General features: G+C 67.9%; 15 protein-coding genes. 13 read left to right on the forward strand and 2 right to left on the reverse strand.

Translation table 11 applies throughout. From position 1 onward, the window contains the following. The first annotated feature begins 35 nt into the window (after window positions 1–35). From ACMGDM_RS01405 to ACMGDM_RS01420, 4 genes are all read left to right on the forward strand, one after another. A complete protein-coding gene (locus tag ACMGDM_RS01405; protein ID WP_436803606.1) occupies window positions 36–1,349 on the forward strand; it encodes a sensor histidine kinase in 1,314 nt (437 codons plus the stop codon). A gap of 222 nt (window positions 1,350–1,571) precedes the next feature. Then, window positions 1,572–2,126: a dCTP deaminase gene (gene dcd / locus ACMGDM_RS01410; protein ID WP_436802352.1), complete on the forward strand. Its 555-nt coding sequence runs from the start codon at window positions 1,572–1,574 to the stop codon at window positions 2,124–2,126. Window positions 2,127–2,418: 292 nt separating this feature from the next. Beyond that, complete coding sequence (locus ACMGDM_RS01415; RefSeq protein ID WP_436802353.1) at window positions 2,419–4,071, forward strand: Na+/H+ antiporter; 1,653 nt, start codon at window positions 2,419–2,421, stop codon at window positions 4,069–4,071. A gap of 37 nt (window positions 4,072–4,108) precedes the next feature. Then, a complete protein-coding gene (locus ACMGDM_RS01420; RefSeq protein WP_436802354.1) occupies window positions 4,109–4,387 on the forward strand; it encodes a UvrB/UvrC motif-containing protein in 279 nt (92 codons plus the stop codon). A gap of 4 nt (window positions 4,388–4,391) precedes the next feature. Here the strand turns inward: ACMGDM_RS01420 and ACMGDM_RS01425 are convergent, their stop codons facing one another. After that, window positions 4,392–4,655, reverse strand: coding sequence for a hypothetical protein (locus ACMGDM_RS01425; RefSeq protein WP_436802355.1), 264 nt, complete (start codon window positions 4,653–4,655; stop codon window positions 4,392–4,394). Window positions 4,656–4,711: 56 nt separating this feature from the next. Between ACMGDM_RS01425 and ACMGDM_RS01430 the strand changes: the two genes are divergently transcribed. From ACMGDM_RS01430 to ACMGDM_RS01440, 3 genes are all read left to right on the forward strand, one after another. Then, window positions 4,712–5,575, forward strand: coding sequence for a TrmH family RNA methyltransferase (locus ACMGDM_RS01430; protein ID WP_436802356.1), 864 nt, complete (start codon window positions 4,712–4,714; stop codon window positions 5,573–5,575). Window positions 5,576–5,584: 9 nt separating this feature from the next. Next, a complete protein-coding gene (locus ACMGDM_RS01435; RefSeq protein ID WP_436802357.1) occupies window positions 5,585–5,920 on the forward strand; it encodes a hypothetical protein in 336 nt (111 codons plus the stop codon). A gap of 380 nt (window positions 5,921–6,300) precedes the next feature. After that, window positions 6,301–12,072 (forward strand): hypothetical protein, encoded by a 5,772-nt coding sequence (locus ACMGDM_RS01440; RefSeq protein WP_436802358.1) that lies wholly within the window; start codon window positions 6,301–6,303, stop codon window positions 12,070–12,072. Window positions 12,073–12,192: 120 nt separating this feature from the next. Here the strand turns inward: ACMGDM_RS01440 and ACMGDM_RS01445 are convergent, their stop codons facing one another. After that, on the reverse strand, window positions 12,193–13,086 hold the full coding sequence (locus ACMGDM_RS01445) for a LysR family transcriptional regulator (RefSeq protein ID WP_436802359.1): 894 nt from the start codon (window positions 13,084–13,086) through the stop codon (window positions 12,193–12,195). 102 nt (window positions 13,087–13,188) lie between these two features. On the opposite strand from ACMGDM_RS01445, the gene ACMGDM_RS01450 reads away from it, so the two are divergent. The 6 genes from ACMGDM_RS01450 to ACMGDM_RS01475 all read left to right on the forward strand — a co-directional run bounded on the left by ACMGDM_RS01450 (window position 13,189) and on the right by ACMGDM_RS01475 (window position 18,888). Further along, on the forward strand, window positions 13,189–13,662 hold the full coding sequence (locus ACMGDM_RS01450; RefSeq protein ID WP_436802360.1) for an AtaL-like protein: 474 nt from the start codon (window positions 13,189–13,191) through the stop codon (window positions 13,660–13,662). A 32-nt stretch (window positions 13,663–13,694) separates the two neighbouring features. Then, a complete protein-coding gene (locus ACMGDM_RS01455; protein ID WP_436802361.1) occupies window positions 13,695–14,765 on the forward strand; it encodes an alkene reductase in 1,071 nt (356 codons plus the stop codon). 166 nt (window positions 14,766–14,931) lie between these two features. Further along, the gene (locus tag ACMGDM_RS01460; RefSeq protein ID WP_436802362.1) at window positions 14,932–15,912 is read left to right on the forward strand and encodes a sterol desaturase family protein; all 981 of its coding nucleotides are present in this window, start codon (window positions 14,932–14,934) and stop codon (window positions 15,910–15,912) included. A 44-nt stretch (window positions 15,913–15,956) separates the two neighbouring features. Then, entirely contained in the window at window positions 15,957–16,568 is a 612-nt protein-coding gene (locus ACMGDM_RS01465) for a hypothetical protein (RefSeq protein ID WP_436802363.1), read from the forward strand. A 114-nt stretch (window positions 16,569–16,682) separates the two neighbouring features. Then, window positions 16,683–17,624, forward strand: a complete 942-nt coding sequence (locus ACMGDM_RS01470) for a LysR family transcriptional regulator (protein WP_436802364.1) — start codon at window positions 16,683–16,685, stop codon at window positions 17,622–17,624. A gap of 166 nt (window positions 17,625–17,790) precedes the next feature. After that, entirely contained in the window at window positions 17,791–18,888 is a 1,098-nt protein-coding gene (locus ACMGDM_RS01475; RefSeq protein ID WP_436802365.1) for a putative urea ABC transporter substrate-binding protein, read from the forward strand. Window positions 18,889–18,961 lie beyond the last annotated feature (73 nt).

Below are 18,961 nucleotides of genomic sequence, written 5' to 3' on the forward strand. Positions count from 1 at the left end.
GCCGCCTGCCTTGGCCGCGCAGCCTCGCCGGGCAGATGGCGCTGCTGGTCGCGCTCGCCTTGTTCGTGGCGCAGGCGATCAATCTCGCGCTGCTGCTGCGCGAACGGAGCAGCTTCCGCGTCGCACAGGCGTCGCGCCCGGCCGCCTTCCGGCTTGCCGACGCGCTCGACCAGGAAGCAAGCGGTCGCCGCATCACGCCAGACCGCGGTCGCGTGCGGGTCGCCGCGCGCAGCCCGATTACCGACGCGATGGCGCCGCAGCCGCTGATGGCGCGTGAGATCAGGGCGCAATTGGATGAGTTTGGCGTGCGGATGCGCCGGGTCGAGGTCGCGATCGCGCCGCCGGGCACGTACCAGGTGCCGCTCAGCCGGTTCGAGCGGCGCATGGCGGCGCGCCACGGCCCGGAGCCGCCCCCCGAGACGATCGTCGTTGCTGCGCAGCAGCCCGGCGGGCGCTGGCTGGTGCTCGCCGGCGGGCTGCCGCGCGGCGACACGCGGCTGTTCTGGCGATTGCTCGCGCAGACGCTGATCCTCTACGGCATGGTGCTGCTCCCCGTGTTGTGGGTGGCGCGGCGGATCTCGCGGCCGCTGCGCGAGCTCGCCGCCGCCGCGCGGGCTTATTCACCCCGTACCCCGCCGCGCCCGCTCGACGAGGAGGGGCCGCCCGATGTCGCCGCGGTGATCGCGGCGTTCAACGCGCTGAGCCTGAGGGTCACCGCGATGCTCGACGAGAAGGACCGCATGCTCGGCGCGATCGGGCACGACCTGCGCACTCCGCTCGCGGCGCTTCGCGTGCGGATCGAGTCGGTCGAGGACGAGCAGGACCGTGCGCGCATGGCCGACACGATCGCGGAGATGAACCGCACGCTGGAGGACATCCTGTCGCTGGCGCGGCTCGGGCGGCCGAGCGAGCCCGAGACCGAGGTGGATCTGGCCGCGCTGGTCGACGCGGTCGTGGAGGACTTCCGCGACCTCGGCGACGATGTCGCCTTCGAGGAAGCGCCGCGGCTGCGGATGCGGCTGCGGCCCTCGCTGATCCGCCGCGCGGTACGGAACCTGATCGAGAATGCGGTGAAATATGGCGGCAGCGCCGAGGTGTCGCTCCGCGCAGGCGAGCGCAGTGCGGCAATCGTGGTGCAGGACCGCGGTCCGGGCATCCCCGCCGACCGGCTCGATGACGTCTTCGCCCCATTCATCCGGCTGGAGACCTCGCGCAACCGCGAGACGGGCGGGATCGGCCTCGGGCTCGCGCTGGCGCGCGCGATCGTCGAGGAGGCCGGCGGCGCGATCGTGCTTGCCGCGCGGGACGGCGGCGGGCTGGTGGCCACGATCACGCTGCCGCGCGGGTGAGACGGAGCTGAACCCTGCCGTTGCGCTCGCTTCCTACTTTCGCTCCCCTCCGTTCGGCTCGAGTGGCGATCGAGCTCGCGTTACCTCCGCGCCTTCTCGATAACACCGTCTCGGCCGGCGCGACGATTACTCGAAGCGAACGGGAAGAGGAGCACATCACCTCGCCCCCTTGCGCTCGCCCGGCCCAAAGCCGAAAGCGGCTGCTTCACCTGGGGAGCCTGTATGTCGATCCTGTCCGACCGCTGGATCCGCGAGCGCGCGCGCGCCGACGGGATGATCGAGCCGTTCGTCGAGGCGCAGCGCCGTGACGGGTGCATCAGCTACGGCCTGTCGAGCTACGGCTATGACGCGCGGGTCGCCGACGAGTTCAAGATCTTCACCAACGTCGACAATGCGATCGTCGATCCGAAGGACTTTGCCTCGAACAGCTTCGTCGACCGCAAGACCGACGTGTGCATCATCCCGCCCAACAGCTTCGCGCTGGCGCGCACGGTCGAATATTTCCGCGTGCCGCGCGACGTACTGGTGATCTGCCTCGGCAAGTCGACCTATGCGCGCTGCGGCATCATCGTGAACGTGACCCCGCTCGAACCCGGCTGGGAGGGCCATGTCACGCTCGAGTTCTCGAACACCACGCCGCTGCCGGCTCGGATCTACGCCAACGAGGGCGCGTGCCAGTTCCTGTTTCTTCAGGGCAACGAGCCGTGCGAGGTCAGCTACGCCGACCGCGCGGGGAAATATATGGGACAGCGCGGGGTGACGCTGCCACGGTTGTGAGGGCGTGCGCGGCGGAGCACGCCGTCACCTCTCTCGTTCGGGACCGTACCTCATGCTGCTCCCCGGGGAAGGCCGGAGCCCGGTTGGAGGACGCTCGCAAGTCTCGTCACAGCCTTCCTGACCGGGTCCCGACCTTCGCCGGGGAACAGGTCACGCCCGTGGCGAAGCCAGCCGCGCCATCATGGCGTCGAGGAAGCGCGCGCGGCTCGGGCGCTTCCCACCTTCTGCGCGGCGAACGGAACCCCATCGCCGCGCGCGTCTTAGAAACGAGTCTCAGCGGGAGAGCCTGAACTTGGAAGTCGTCACCCTGTGCCTGTTCCTGCTGCTGGCGGTGGTGGTCAGCGGCATCGTTTCACGACTTCTTCCTTCGGCTCTGCCCCGCCCGCTGGTCCAGATCGCGCTCGGCGCGCTGATCGGCGCTTTCGCGGGCATTCGGGTGGAGCTCGATCCCGAGCTGTTCTTCCTGCTGCTCGTGCCGCCGCTGCTATTCCTCGACGGCTGGCGTATCCCGAAAGACGAGTTGCTGCGCGACGGCGGCGCGGTGCTGGGGCTCGCGCTCGGACTGGTGTTCCTCACCGTGCTCGGGCTGGGACTGTTCGTCCACTGGCTGATCCCCACCATGCCGCTCGCGGTGGCGTTCGCGCTCGCCGCGGTGGTGTCGCCGACCGACCCGATCGCGGTCGGCGCGATTGCGCAGAAGGTGCCGATCCCCAACCGCATGATGCACATCCTTGAGGGCGAGTCGCTGCTCAACGACGCGTCGGGGCTGGTCTGTCTGCGCTTCGCCATCGCCGCGACGCTCAGCGGCACCTTCTCGCTCGGCGAGGCACTCGGCACCTTCGCGTGGATGGCGTTCGCCGGTATCACGCTCGGCGCCGGCGTCACCTGGTTGGCGATCGGCGGCAAGGCGCTGATCGCCCGCCGCACCGGCGGGGACGACGCGGGATCGAACATCCTCGTCAGCCTGCTCATCCCGTTCGGCGCCTATCTTGCGGCAGAGCATGTTCACGCCTCCGGCGTGCTCGCCGCCGCCGCCGCCGGCATCGCCATGACCTTCGTCGGCAGCGGCGTGGCGGTGAGCGCTGCCACCCGTATCCGCCGTCGCGCGGTGTGGGACATGTTGCAGTTCACGCTCAACGGGGTGATCTTCGTGCTGCTGGGCGAGCAACTGCCCGCGCTGTTCGCTGGCGCGCGCGCCGCCGTGGCGGGTACGGGACATGACAGCAGCTGGTGGCTGCTCGGCTATGTCGCCGCGATCGTGGCGGTGCTCGCGCTGCTGCGGTTCGGCTGGGTATGGGTGGCATTGCAGCTCACGCTCTACCGCGCCGAGCAGCGAGGCGAGGGCCGCGCCGGCAGTCCACCGCGGCGCGTGATCGCTGCCATGTCGGTGGCGGGGGCGCGTGGCGCGATCACCCTGGCGGGCGCCCTCACGCTGCCGCTCGCCCTGCCGAGCGGCGCCGACTTCCCCGCGCGTGACCTCGTCATCCTGCTCGCTTCGGGGGTGATCCTCGCCTCGCTTGCGATCGCCGCGGGCGGCCTGCCGCTGCTGCTGCGCGGGCTGACCTTCCCGGCAGAGGAAGGCATTGCGGGCGAGCGCGATCGCGCGCGCGTCGTCACCGCGGAGGCGGCGATCGCGGAGATCGAGCGGGCGCAGCACGCAATGGCGCAGGATCGCGGCGACGCCGACCGTTACACCGACGTGGCGGCCCGGGTGATGGCGCAATATCGCGAGCGGATCGCGCATCTCGACGACGACACGCGCGCGCGTGACGAGCGCTTGCAGGACGCCGAGATCGAGCGCGGGCTCCGCCTCGCCGCGGTGCGCGCCGAGCGTCAGGCCTTGTTCGAGCTGGCGCGCCGGCGCGAGATCGGGCTGACCCTGGCCGAACAGCTCGGCCGCGAGCTCGACCTCGCCGACGCGCGGCTCACGCGAAGGGGGCTGTGACGCTGATCGCCCGCGCCGCTGGCGCGTTGTGCCTGGCATGACGGACACGATCGACGCCTTACACGCGCGGATGGCTGCCGCCGCCGCCGCGCTCGACTTCGAGGAAGCGCGCCGCCTGCGCGATCGCATCAACCTGTTGCGCGGCGGCGCCAGCGCAGACGAGGCCGCCGCCGCGGACCTGAGCGGCGTCGCGCGTCAGCGCCCCGGCGCAATGGGGCTCGGCACCAGCCAGCAGCGAGTCGAGCCGCCGCCCGGCTGGACCCCGCCGCCGCGCCCCGACCCGATGACGCGCGGGCGCGGGTCGCGGCGGCGCTGACGCGTCACAGCCCGATCGTATCGAGCGCGGCGGCAAGCTCGGGATCGATCGCCTCCCCGTGCTTGGGGCTCAGCCGGTTGAGCGCGGTCTGGACGCGCCGCTGCGCCACCTGCAGCGTCTTGTGCCGCGTCGCGCGGATCGCGTTGGTTCGCCCCGACCGGCTCTCGCCGAGCAGCGCGCCCCATTTCGCCTCCTCCGCCTGGAGGATCGCGAGCGCGAGCCGCAGCCCGTCGCGCTGGCCGCGCGCATGTTCGTCACTCACTGCCATCACTCCTCCGCCCGCCAGGGGTGGCCATCACCGCGTCATGCTATAGGGCGCCTGCCGTGCCTGAACTGATCCCCATCGTCGATCCCGCCGATCCCCGTGTCGAATCGTATCGCGACATCCGCGAGCGCGATCTAGTCGGCCGGCGCGGGCTGTTCGTGGCCGAGGGCACGGTGGTGCTCGAGAAGCTGGTCGACAGCACCACCCATCGCCCGCTGTCGCTGCTGATCGCGGACAAGCGCGTCGACGCGCTCGCGCCGCTGTGGTCGCGGCTGCCCGACGACGTGCCGGTGTATCGCGCCGCGCCACAGGTGCTCGACGTGATCGCGGGCTTCCCGCTCCACCGCGGCGTCCTCGCGATCGGACGACGCGCCCCGGACCTCGGCGCCGATTCGCTGCTCGGCGGCGTAAGCGGCGACATCCTGCTGCTGTGCGGGATCGCCAACCACGACAATATGGGCGGCATTTTCCGCAATGCTGCGGCGTTCGGCATCGGCGCGGTGCTCCTCGACCCGGACTGTTGCGACCCGCTCTACCGCAAGGCGATCAGGGTCTCGGTCGGCGCGGCGCTCACCACGCCGTTCGCACGGCTTGGGCGCGAGGAGGATGCGCTGGCACTGCTCGCGCGGCACCGAATCGCGCCGGTCGCGCTCAGCCCCGCCGGCGGGGAGACCCTGTCCGCGTGGCGGCCGGCGGGACGCACCGCGGTGCTGCTCGGCGCGGAGGGGCCGGGATTGTCGGCGGCGCTGCTGGCGCGGACCCGAACGGTGCGGATCGCAATGGCCCACGGTTTCGACTCGCTCAACGTCGCCACCACCTCGGGGATCGTCTTGCATCATCTCGCCAGCGCCGCGCCATCTGCCCCGATGCGGGAGCGCGACGGCCATGCGCCCGCTTGCCCGCTGGCAGGGAACGGGAGATAAGCGCGGGGCATGACGTTCCTGTGCGCCTTGGGACTGCATCGCTGGCGTAGCAGCGCGACCGCGCGGCCGGGCACCACTGTCCACCGCTGCGCGCGCTGCGACGCGCATCTGCTGACCCACGGCGGTCGCGGTCGGCGCCGCAAGCGCGGGATGGTCGGCGCGGCGCTGCTGCTTTCGGCCGCGCTGTGGTTCGTCGGCTACAATCTCGTCGTGCACGGGCGCACCCGCGTGATCCACACGGCGCGTGCCTCCGCGCAGAAGGTGCAGGTCGCCGCCGGGCGTGGGCGCAAGATCGTTCACCGGATCGAAGGCGACAGCGGCGCCTATGTCGAAGGCAACGACTGAGCCGAGCGACGCGGCCGCCATTCCCGCGTGATGGCGGCATCATCCCCGCAGCACGCACCGGCACGATGACCTCCAGGGACGTCCACGCGCGTCGCCGAGACGCGCCGGTGCTTCCTGACGCAACCCCTACCCGCTTCCGATAACGAAGTTCCGGCAAGAACAGATGCGCCTCGTCGTGGCGCTCCGACGATGAGCCGATCGCGGCGTGATTGCTTATCATCCCGGTAACCTCGATGATTAGGGAGCGGGAAGGTGGGGCTAACCTAATGGGGAGGAACGATTTCAACGCGGGCGATCGCGCCCGCGGTTGAACGCGCTGCGGTCATGTTCCCGGCAATGTCCGGTCGGGAGCAGATGGTCGCGCACGTCGGGGGAAAGCTGTGACTGGCAACGTGACTTACTCGAGCGGCGACGCGCTGTCTGCCGCACAACTCGTCAACAGCTTCGGCATCAATACGCAGGCGTCATTCGACACGTCCAACGCGTATCACAATTCCGCGCTGATCATCCGTTCGCTCAATTACCTCAATATCGATTCGGTCCGCGAGAGCATCCGTACGTACGGTGTGCCCGGCCAGGTCTTGACGGCAATGGCGGATGCCGGGATCAAGTTCGACGTCGTCACACCCAACAGCATCGCGCAGATCGGCGCGGCCGGTGTGCAGGCTTACATCGACCAGGTAGCGACCTTCGCCAAAGCCTATCCCGGCGCGGTCACCACGATCGAGGGCCAGAACGAGGTCAACGCTTATGGCACCAACCTCGGCGGCGACACGTCGCTCGCCGCCGCGGCGGCGGTGCAGAAGCTGCTCTACAATGCGGTGAAATCGAACGACGTGCTGTCGGGCGTCGGGGTCATCAACCTCACGGTCGCGCACAACGACATCGACGCGTACAAGGCGATCGGCGACATGTCGGCCTATAGCGACTTCGCCAATGCGCACGTCTATTCCGGCCCTGCCAGCGATATCGCGGCGCGCGACGCCTATACGATCGCGCTCGCCTCGGCGGCGTCCTCCGGCAACAAGCTGATCATCACCGAGACCGGCCTGCCGACCCTGGCGGGATCCACGCTGAGCGTGGACGAGACGGCGCAGGCCAAGATGGTCTTGGCGAAGATGCTGTCCGGCTACGACAATGGCGCGGTAAAGACCTATATCTACTCGCTGTTCGATACGCCTGGCGGTGAAGCGCGCGAGACGAACAACTATTTCGGCATGTTCCGCGCCGACGGCACGCCCAAGCAGGCGGCGGAGGCGGTGCATAACCTGACCACGTTGCTTCAGGCGGACCAGGGGCAGGCGATGGTCGGCTCTGCGCAGGTAGCGGGGCTCGGCGCCGACGGCCACTCGATGAACGTCGCAAAGGCGTCGGGCGCGACCGATCTGATCCTCTGGCGCGACGTGTCCGCCTGGGATGCACGCACCGGCACCGCCGCGTCGGTGCGACCCGATCTCGTCACCGTAACCTTCAGCGACGTCCAGGCGAAGGTCTATGTCTACAGCCCGGTCGACAGCCTCAACCCGATCGCGACCTATGAGAACGTCTCGAGCATCACGCTCCCGCTCTCGGACACGCCGCTCATCGTCGAGCTGGGCGCGAGCCAGCCGTTCCAGCTGGAGGCGCCGCTCGCCTCGAGCCCGTCGATGCGCTTCACCGAGGCGCAGTTCGTCGCGCAGCTCGACGAGCTGTCGCACATGACCGGCCTGAAGGAGATCACGCTCACCGGCGACCATGTCCTCAAGATCGCCTCGGTCGACACCCTTGCCGACGTGCTGGAACATTATGGCGACGTCCTCGCCCTAGTTCAGAGCGATTATACCTTCATGATCGCGAAGACGGGCGACGGCTGGGAGCAGCAGTCGCTATACGATCACACCGGCAAGCTGACCGCGACCCGCTCGATCGTCGAGTCCGCCTCGGGGCAGCGCAGCGTCCACACCGACTTCGTCGATGGCGGCACCAGCGACTACTGGTGGATCGGCGGCGTGCTCCGGCGCGAGCAGACCGTGGGCGCAGACGGCAGGTCGACGGCGGTGTACGACGAAACCGGGCAGAAGGTCAGCACCAGCACCGTCGCGCCCGATGGAACCACTACCTACCAGGGCTTCGACGCGCGCACCGGGGCGCTCAGCCTCAAGACGATCGTCAACGCCGACAAGAGCGGCGAGGTGTGGAACTATGGCATCACCGGCCAGAGCTACACCTCCGACCATATCGTCAAAGCGGCGGGTGGCGCGGTAGTCTCCACCGAGCGCTATTACGGCAGCGGCAAGCTGGCCTATTCGTCGGTGCTCCAGAGCGACGGCAGCCGCGTGATCGACACGTTCGCGACGAACGGGCTGAAGACGCAGGAAGTCGTCGTCGCGAGCAGCGGTGCGCGCGCGACCACCGACTTCACGTACGATGCCGCCGGGCACCTCGTCGTCCGCACCGACACCAGCGCCAATGGCGTATGGACGAACGCCAGCTACGACGCGGCCACTGGCGCGCTCAAGACCAAGACGATCGTCAACGCCGACAAGAGCGGCGAGGTGTGGAACTATGGCATCAACGGCCAGAGCTACACCTCCGACCATATCGTCAAGGCGGCCAATGGCGCGGTGCTCTCGACCGAGCGTTACTATGCCAACGGCAAGCTGGCCTATTCGTCGGTGCTTCAGAGCGATGGCAGCCGCGTGATCGACACGTTCGCGACGAACGGGCTGAAGACGCAGGAAGTGATCGTCGCACGCAACGGTGCGCGCGCGACCACCGACTTCACGTACGATGCCGCGGGGCACCTTGTCGGTCGTACCGACACCAGCGCCAATGGCGTGTGGACGAATGCCAGCTACGACGCGGCCACCGGCGCGCTCAAGACCAAGACGATCGTCAACGCCGACAAGAGCGGCGAGGTCTGGAACTATGGCATCACGGGCCAGAGCTACACGTCTGACCATATCGTCAAGGCGGCCGGCGGCGCACTGGTTTCCACCGAACGCTTCTACGCGAACGGCAAGCTGGCCTATTCGTCGGTGCTCCAGAGCGACGGCAGCCGCGTGATCGACACGTTCGCGACCAACGGGCTGAAGACGCAGGAAGTGGTCGTCGCGAGCAACGGTGCGCGCGCGACCACCGACTTCACGTACGATGCCGCGGGGCACCTCGTCGGCCGCACCGACACCAGCGCCAATGGCGTGTGGAGCAACGCCAGCTACGACGCGGCCACCGGCGCGCTCAAGACCAAGACGATCGTCAACGCCGACAAGAGCGGCGAAGTGTGGAACTATGGCATCACCGGCCAGAGCTACACGTCTGACCATATCGTCAAGGCGGCGGGCGGCGCGGTGATCTCCACCGAGCGCTATTATGCGAACGGGAAGCTGGCCTATTCGTCCGTGCTCCAGAGCGACGGCAGCCGTGTGATCGACACCTTCGCCGCCAACGGGCTGAAGGCCCAAGGGGTTACCGTCGCGAGCAACGGCGCGCGCGCCACCACCGACTTTGCGTACGATGCCGCGGGCCGCCTCGCCAGCCGCACCGAAACCAGTGCAACGGGTGTCTGGAGCAATGCCAGCTTCGATGCGGCCACCGGCGCGCTCAAGACCAAGACGATCGTCAACGCCGACAAGAGCGGCGAGGTCTGGAACTATGGCATCACGGGCCAGAGCTACACGTCCGACCATATCGTCAAGGCGGCTAATGGGGCGGTGCTTTCGACCGAGCGCTATTACGCCAACGGCAAGCTGGCCTATTCGTCGGTGCTTCAGAGCGATGGCAGCCGCGTGATCGACACGTTCGCGACCAACGGCCTGAAGACGCAGGAAGTCTTGGTCGCAAGCAACGGCGCGCGCGCGACGACCGACTACGCCTACGATGCCGCCGGACACCTCGTCGGCCGCACCGACACCAGTGCCAATGGCGTGTGGACGAACGCCAGCTACGACGCGGCCACTGGCGCGCTCAAGACCAAGACGATCGTCAACCCCGACAAGAGCGGCGAGGTGTGGAACTATGGCATCAACGGCCAGAGCTACACCTCCGACCATATCGTCAAGGCGGCCAATGGCGCGGTGCTCTCGACCGAGCGTTACTATGCCAACGGCAAGCTGGCCTATTCGTCGGTGCTTCAGGGCGATGGCAGCCGCGTGATCGACACGTTCGCGACCAACGGGCTGAAGACGCAGGAAGTGATCGTCGCGAGCAACGGCGCGCGCGCGACCACCGACTTCACGTACGATGCCGCCGGGCACCTCGTCGGCCGCACCGACACCAGCGCCAATGGCGTGTGGACCAATGCCAGCTACGACGCGGCCACAGGCGCGCTCAAGACCAAGACGATCGTCAACGCCGACAAGAGCGGCGAAGTGTGGAACTATGGCATCACCGGCCAGAGCTACACCTCCGACCATATCGTCAAGGCGGCGGGCGGCGCACTGGTTTCCACCGAACGCTTCTACGCCAACGGCAAGCTGGCCTATTCGTCGGTGCTCCAGAACGACGGCAGCCGCGTGATCGACACCTTCGCCGCCAATGGCCTGAAGACGCAGGAAGTCGTGGTCGCGAGCAACGGTGCGCGCGCGACGACCGACTTCACGTACGATGCCGCCGGGCACCTCGTCGGCCGCACCGACACCAGCGCCAACGGCGTGTGGAGCAATGCCAGCTACGACGCAGCCACCGGCGCGCTCAAGACCAAGACGATCGTCAACGCCGACAAGAGCGGTGAAGTCTGGAACTATGGCATCACCGGCCAGAGCTACACCTCCGACCATATCGTCAAGGCGGCGGGCGGCACGTTGGTCTCCACCGAGCGCTACTACGCGAGCGGCAAGCTGGCCTATTCATCCGTGCTCCAGAACGATGGCAGCCGCGTGATCGACACGTTCGCGACCAACGGGCTGAAGACGCAGGAAGTGGTCGTCGCGAGCAACGGTGCGCGCGCGACGACCGACTTTGCCTACGATGCGACGGGGCATCTCATCAGCCGCACCGAGACCAGCGCGGCGGGGGTGTGGACCAATGCCAGCTTCGATGCGGCCACCGGCGCGCTCAAGACCAAGACGATCGTCAACCCCGACAAGAGCGGCGAGGTCTGGCATTATGGCATCACCGGCGAGAGCTACACCTCCGACTATATCGTTCAGGCCGCAGGCGGCAGGACCAGCGTGGTGACGCGCTACCACGCCGACGGCACGTACGACTACAAGGCCACCTATTACGCTGACTCGTCGAAGCTGATCGAGACTTACGACTCGGAGGGTCGCGAACTGCTCGCCACGCGAACCGCGGCGGACGGCACCAAGTCGTATCACGAATATGTCGAGGCGAGCGATCAGGCGATGGTGAAGACCAGCCTGTTGAAGTTCGCGCCGGCGGGCGGCGGCAAGGCGACCATCTCCGGCGCGCCGACGGTGAACCTCGTCGACTCCGAAGGGCATGTCCTGCACGCCGTCGACGCTGCCGCCTATTCGATCGTCAACGGCGTGCTGACGCTCGACACGGCGAAAGTGGCGGAACTGCTTCACGTCGGCGAGCATGCCTATGTCGACGTGTCCTATGCCGTGTCGAGCAATGGCACGACCAGCCCGACGTCGGTCTATTCGGTGCAGATCGACGGCACGCTGACGCTGGCGCAGGGCAGCGCGGCAGGCGACACGCTCGACAAGAGCGCGAGCGCGGATCGGTTCCACCTGGTCGGCCTCGGTGGCGACGACCGGCTCATCGGTGGGTCGGGCAACGACGTGCTCGACGGCAACGGCGGGAATGACATCCTGTCGGGCGGCGCCGGCAATGACGTGCTGCGTGGCGGTACGGGCACGAACATCTATACCGGCGGCGAAGGCGCGGATCGGTTCGTGATCACCGGTGGCGCGCATGGCACCATCACTGACTTCAGCGCGGCGCAGGGCGATACGATTGACCTGTCCCACCTGGACGCGATCACCGGCAATGCGCCGGGCACGATCGATCACTTCTCGTTCGTGGAGGGTGGCCGCTTCAGCGCGAAGGCGGGCGAGCTGATCGCGCGGCAGGATACGTCCTTCAGCGACGGGTCGCACTGGCTGGTGCTCGGCGACACCACCGGCGACGGTCATGCCGACTTCGTGCTCCACGTCACCACGCAGACCGCGCACGCGCTGACATCGAGCGACTTCCTGCTCGCCTGATCGGCGGCGCACGGGCGGACACGCGCCGTCGGGCGCCGCTGACGAGGCGGCACCCGGCGGCGCGCTGCCGCCCGGCGGCGAGCATGACGGCGGTGATCCGGACGTGGTCTTGCCCGGCGTTCAGCCGTCAAGAAACGCGGCGAGCTCTTCGGGCGTGCCGTTGGGGAACGCCGCCTTCAGGAAGTCAAGGAACGCCGATACGCGCGCGCTGAGCAGCCGCCGCGACGGATAGAGCGCCCAGAGCGCCACCTCCGCCGCCGCTACGTCGCCCCACAGGATCAGGCGACCGTCGGCGATATCGTGGCTGACCAGCGACAACGGCAGGCGCGCCGCGCCCACGCCCATGCGCGCCGCGTCGCGCAACATCATGTTCGAGGACATGGCCAGCACCGGCACCACCGGCAGGTCGAGCGGCCCCGCGGCGGTGATCAGCTTCCACGTGTCGGCCGCGCCGATCGCGCCGCGCACCAGCGCGGGCACCGACGCATCCGGCGCCGGCAGAACCAGACTCGGCGCTGCCACCACTACGTGCCGATCATGCAGGAAGGCGCGCCCGACCAGGCTGACGTCCGGCTGCGGGTTGACCCGGATCACCAGATCATAGGCCTCCTCGATCATGTCCACGGCGCGATCCTCGACCAGGATCTCCAGCCGCACCTCGGGATGTTGTAGCGCAAATGCGGCAGCGATCTTGCCCATCGCCGCCTGTGAGAACAGGAGCGGTGCGCTGATCCGCAAGCGACCGCGCGGGCGATGGCCAGTCGAGGCGATCGCCGCCGCGGTCTCCTCCAGCTCGGTCAGCAACTGGCTGGTGCGCTCGAACAACGTCCGCCCTTCTTCGGTGAGCTTTAGCGCGCGCGCGCCGCGTTCGAACAGCCGCAGGTCCAGCGCCGCCTCAAGCTCCGCGACCCGCCGCGACAAGGTCGCCTTGGGGCGGTTCGCGGCGCGGGCCGCCTTTCCGAAGCCGCCGTGCCGGGCGACGAGGTTGAAGTCGGCGAGCGCGAGCAGGTCCATGCGTATCACCCGTGAGACGGTGCGTCCCGATATAGCGGCTATTGGCGCGTCGATGGATCACTATTTTCCGAATGGTCAACACCATCCACGAGGAAGCACACCATGATCTACTCCACCGCCACTGTCACCGTGAACCCGGAAGGCGAGACGCCGCTCAGCCGCGATCAGGTCTGGAAGGGACTGGAAGCCAAGGCGCGCGACGCCCGGCTGTTCCTCCCCGAGGGCCTGTGCACCCGCTGCGAGGTAGTCGAGGAGAGCGCCACGCATCTCGTCCGCGAGGCGACCATCGCCGGCACTGACCTGCGCGAGATCATCACGCTCGAGCCGCAGCGCAAGGTCACCTTTTTTCAGGCGAGCGGCCCCCGCGAGGGCGCGATCGTCAACGAGCTTTTCGAGGACGACACCGGCGCGCTGTTGCTGCGCTTCTATTGCTATCTCGGGCTGCGCGACCGGGCACCCGGCGGGTCGGAGGAGCAAGCCGAACAGGCGCAGTTCGACGGCGAGCGCGGCTACAAGGCCGCGCTGCTCTCCACGCTGACGCGCACGCGCGAACTGCTGGCCGCAGGCCGGCTCTGATCCCCCCTGCCCCTCTCCACCGGAGCCACGACATGACTGACATCTGGACGCCGATCACCGCCGGCACCCTGCACGTGCCGCACCGCCTCGCCATGGCACCGATGACCCGCAGCCGGGCCAGGCCCGACGGTTCGCCGGGCGCGCTCGCGCCGCTCTATTATGCGCAGCGCGCCAGCCTGGGCCTGCTCATCACCGAGGGCACGCAGCCGTCCGACGACGGTCAGGGCTATCTCGCGACTCCGGGCATCTACACGGACGCGCATGTCGCCGGCTGGCGCACGGTCGCGGATGCGGTACATGAGGCGGGTGCGCAACTTGTCGTCCAGCTGATGCACGTCGGCCGCCGCGCCCACCCCGACAATACGCCGCACCATCGTCAGCCCGTCGCTCCGTCCGCGATCGCGCCCGGCGAGGAGATGTTCACCGCGACGGGCATGCAACCTGTGCCCGAGCCGCGCGCGCTGACCACGGATGAGGTACAGCAGACGGTGGCCGACTTCGCCCACGCGGCGCGGCGCGCGATCGAGGCCGGCGCGGACGGCGTCGAGATCCACGGCGCGAATGGCTATCTGGTGCATCAGTTCCTCGCGCCTGGCTCGAACCGGCGCAGCGATCGATACGGCGGCACGATGGAGAACCGCACTCGATTCGCGCTCGAGGTCGTGCGCGCGGTGGCCGAGGCGATCGGCCCGGCGCGCACTGCGATCCGCCTGTCGCCCGGCGTGCCGACCGGCGGAATAGACGAAGGGTCAGCCAACGACGATCTCTACCGCTATCTGGCGGCTGAGCTCGATACGATCGGTCTCGCCTATCTCCATCTCCTGATCGCGCGCGGCACCGATCCGCTGCTTGCCGATCTGCGCGCGACCTTTGGCGGCACGATCGTCCTCAATCGTCCGGGACGAGGGCGCGAGCGGATCGGCGCTGACGTCGCCGCCGGCCTCGCCGACATCGAGGCGCTTGGCACGATGGCACTTGCCAATCCGGATCTGGTCGCCCGGCTCATGACAAACGCGCCGCTCAACGCGCCGCGACCGGCGCTATTCTATGCCGGTGGCGGAGCGGAGGGTTATACCGATTACCCGACGCTCAATCCGGCCTGAACGGGGGCGCGGTGGCCAGCCTCTCACTCGACCGCCGGGAGGCGCCGTCAGCTCGCGCTAGCGGCGCATCGCGCAGCGCTCCGGCGCGCGTATACGTCCGATGACGTATCACGCTCGCGCCGGTTTTTCGTCAAGTTTGCCCGAAGCTTGATGACGCGAGGACGAGATGGACGGAGTTCGGGTCGGCAAGAGGATCATCGGGACGCAGGCGCCGGTCACGGTGGGATGGGAGAACATCCCGAAGGTGGAAGGAGGCCCCGCACGGCGCTTCTTCTTCACCTGGTTCCAGCCCACCATGCTGCTCGCGCTGATCGCCTTCTGGTATTATGCGCCGAACGCGATCGCCAAGACGTCCACCGCGATCGGCATCGGTATCGGCTTCAAGGTTTTGCTGCTCGGCCTCGAATGGCTCGCGCCGCGGCACGAGAGCTGGCGCTTGACGTGGAAGGAGCTCACCGTCGATCTCTTCTACGTCAGCCTCGGCTATACCGTGCTACGCGTGATCGACGGCTATATTGGCAGCGACGCCCTGATCGAGGCGGTGCAGGGTTCGTTCGACTGGCACAAGCTCACCTGGTTCATCGGGCTGCCGCTGCTGCTCCAGGCATTTCTGATCTCGTTCGTCTTCGATTTCGGCCAATATTGGATGCATCGCGGCATGCACAATTGGTACCCTCTCTGGGTGACGCATGCGCCGCATCATTACATCACCCAGCTCAACGTCAACAAAGGCGCGGTCGGCAACCCGGTCGAGCTGTTCCTGATCGGGCTCGGGGTCGGCGGCATGTTCGACTTCCTGCCGCGCGCCGCGCTTCTCGCCGGCACCTTCGGTTTGGCGGTCGGCACCTATCAGCATATCAACGTGCGCTTCAATTCGCCGCGTTGGTGGCGCTTCCTGTTCAACACCACGGAGCATCACAGCGTCCACCACTCGCAGGATTACGAAGCCAGCCGCAGCAATTATTCGAACACATGGATCATCATCGACCGGATGTTCGGCACCTGCGTCGACGGCGAGGCCGAGTTGCTGGGAATGGAAGGCGGCCGCCGCATGTCGATCCGCGAGACGATGGTCTACCCCTTCGCCGACAGCTGGAGGACGCTGAAGGAGAAGTTCGCCCGTCACTCGGTGATGCCCGCCGAGTGACGCGCGCCGCCGCTGGACTGCCGGATGCGAACAGAGGGAATTGAATGAACCAGCGTCTCGTGAACTGGATCTGGCATGTCCGCGGGAGCCTCCCGCTCGCCCCCGGGCAGACGAGCGACGACGTCTTCCACCGGCTTGACCCGCTCTTCCGCCAACCCGGTACCACGCGCGATCGCGCCGGCAGCAGGCTGCACTTCAGCAAGCGCGATCAGGCCGCGCAGGACAGGATGGCGGTGTTCGACGACGGCGTGCTGTGCGTCGAGGATGGCGCGGTGGCGCCGGTGCTGCGCTACCATCTGACGAGTCGGGCGCTGCTCTTCTGCTTCCTCGCGCCGCTGATGTTCCTCCTGGTGGCGCAGCTCACGCTTGTCGTCGGCGGGCACCACAAGCCGACCGCGGCCGAGATCGCGGCCAAGGAGAAACGGGAGAAGGAGAAGGCCGAGCTGCCGATGAGCGCGATCGACCGGTTCCTCGGGGCTCCCGCGCCCGAGAAGCCCAAGAAGAAGGACAAGAAGGCCGCGGAGGAGGACGGCAAACCCTCGGCGACGCCGGCCTATGTCTTCGCCGGTATCTTCACGGTGCTGTATCTGTTCGGCCGGGTCGGACAGGCCAGGCTGGTGAAGCGGCTGTTCCGCACGCACCTGCTCGGGGTGTAATCGCCGTCGATCAGGGAACGACACCCGCCTTCCCCGTTGAAGCTGAGCGGCGCCCGCGTTGCGCCGGGTCCGCGTGCCGCTAAGGATAAGCGGTCGAAGGCGTGCGGGAGCGGAATGTTGGTCGATCGTGGGGCGGTGTTGGACAAGAACTTCGCCAACCGGGTCGACTGGAACCTTCTGCGCACGTTCGTCGAGATCGTGCGCGCCGGCGGGATCGGCGCGGCGGCGCGAAAACTGCACAAGCAGCAGCCCAGCATCAGCGCAGCGCTCAAGCGGCTCGAGGAGCAGGTCGGCGTTCAGCTGCTCGAACGCTCCGCGACCGGGATCAAGACGACCGCGGCGGGCACCGCGCTGCTCGGGCTGTGCGAGGAGATGCTGGAGACCGCGCGCCTGGTGCCGCACCAGGTCGCGCAGGCGACCCGGCGCGTCGAGGGCGCGGTCCGCATCCAGCTGATCTCGGCGGTCACCTCGCCCGAATTCGACGAGTCGATCGCCAGCTTCCATCGCCGCAACCCGCACATTCACATCGAATTGCGCGTGTCGCCGTGGCGCGCCGTGCTCGACGCGCTCGAGCAGGGCGAGGCCGAGATCGGCGTCGGCTATGACAGCAACGTGCGCGGCGGATTGCTCTACGAGCCGCTGTTCGTGGAGCGGCAGCAACTCTATTGCGCGCGCAGCCATCCGCTGTTCGGCCACCGCGTCGAGCGGCTCGGCGAGCTCAAGGACGAGGGCTTCGTGCTCACCGGCGAGGACGAGCTCGACACCGTCACGCGGCTGCGCCGTCGCTATCGGCTCGGCTCGCGTGCGACCGGCCGCGCTGAGGATATCAACGAGGCCAAGCGCCTGATCACGCTGGGTGTCGGCATCGGCTTCCTCCCGGTGATGGCGGCGCGGCAGGCAGTGGAGCAACGCCAGCTCTGGCCGCTGCTTCACGCCGACATGGAACCGTTCTACGACATCTTCCTGCTCGCCCGCGCCGAGGGAACACGCGACACCCCCACCCAGCTGTTCCTCGACGAGGTGCTGCGGCGACGGCGGGCGCAGCACCGCTCATAGATTTGGTTGATGGCTTTCATCATCATTTTCGATCTTCATCGATGAGCAGCTGACCGGCAACGTGCTCCTGACGATGCCGCCACGGTTTCGCCGCCGCTTTCGGTCCCCTTCTCAATGGGATTGGCGGGTCGGTGACGGCGGCGAGGCGATGACGGGGGTTTTGCGGATGGCAGCACGACGATGGTTCAGCGGCGTAGCGGCAATCGCGCTCTCCCTCACGCTGACCGCCTGCGGCAGCGGGCCGGCAGGGGCTGGCGGCGAGACGGCAGGGGCGGCGAAGAAGGACTTCACCATCGGCTGGTCGATCTATACCGGCTGGATGCCGTGGCCGTACGCGCAACAGGCCGGGATCGTGAAGAAATGGGCCGACAAATACGGCATCGATATTCGCCTGGTCCAGGTCAACGACTACGTTGAATCGGTGAACCAATATGCCGCCGGCAAGCTCGACGGCGTGGTGTCGACCACGATGGACGCGCTCACCATCCCCGCCGCCGGCGGCCGCGACACCACCGTGCTGCTGATCGGTGATTATTCGGACGGCAACGACGGCGTCGTGCTCAAGAACGCGCGCTCGATGGCCGACATCAAGGGTCGCTCGGTCAAGCTGGTCGAGCTGTCGGTCTCGCACTTCCTGCTCGCGCGCGGGCTGGAGCTGAGCGGAATGACGCTGTCGGACGTGAAGACGGTCAACACCGGCGATGCGGACATCGTCGGCGCCTTCGCCTCGCCGAGCGTCGACGCGGTCGCCACCTGGAACCCCCAGCTCGCCACGATCCGCGCGACCAAGGGCGCCACCGAGGTGTTCGACAGCTCCAAGATCCCCAACGAGATCCTCGACACGCTCAACGTCAGCACCGACACGCTGCGCGCCAACCCGAACCTGGGCAAGGCGCTGGCGGGCATCTGGTACGAGACGATGGCGATCATGACCCGTGACGATGCGGCGGGCCGCGCTGCGCGCGCCGCGATGGCCAAGGCCGCCGGCACCACACCGCAGAGCTTCGACGACCAGCTAAAGACCACGCACCTCTACGCGCGCGCGCAGGACGCCGCGGCCTATGCCGCCAACCCTGACCTCGTGACCGTGACCGACCGCGTGCGCCAGTTCAGCTTCGCGCACGGGCTGTTCGGGCCGAGCGCGAAATCCGTGGACGCGATCGGCATCAGCTTCGCCGGCGGCAAGTCGCTCGGTGATCCGAAGAACGTGAAGCTGCGATTCGATCCCAGCTACATGAAGATGGCGGCGGACGGGAAGCTGTAGCCGCACGACCAGACGATCGAACGATGCGCGCCGGAACAGAGGGTCGCGGCGATCGAGGAACCATGCCCGCGCA

It is taken from the genome of Sphingomonas larreae, from assembly GCF_051400595.1.
Taxonomy (GTDB): Bacteria; Pseudomonadota; Alphaproteobacteria; order Sphingomonadales; family Sphingomonadaceae; genus Sphingomonas.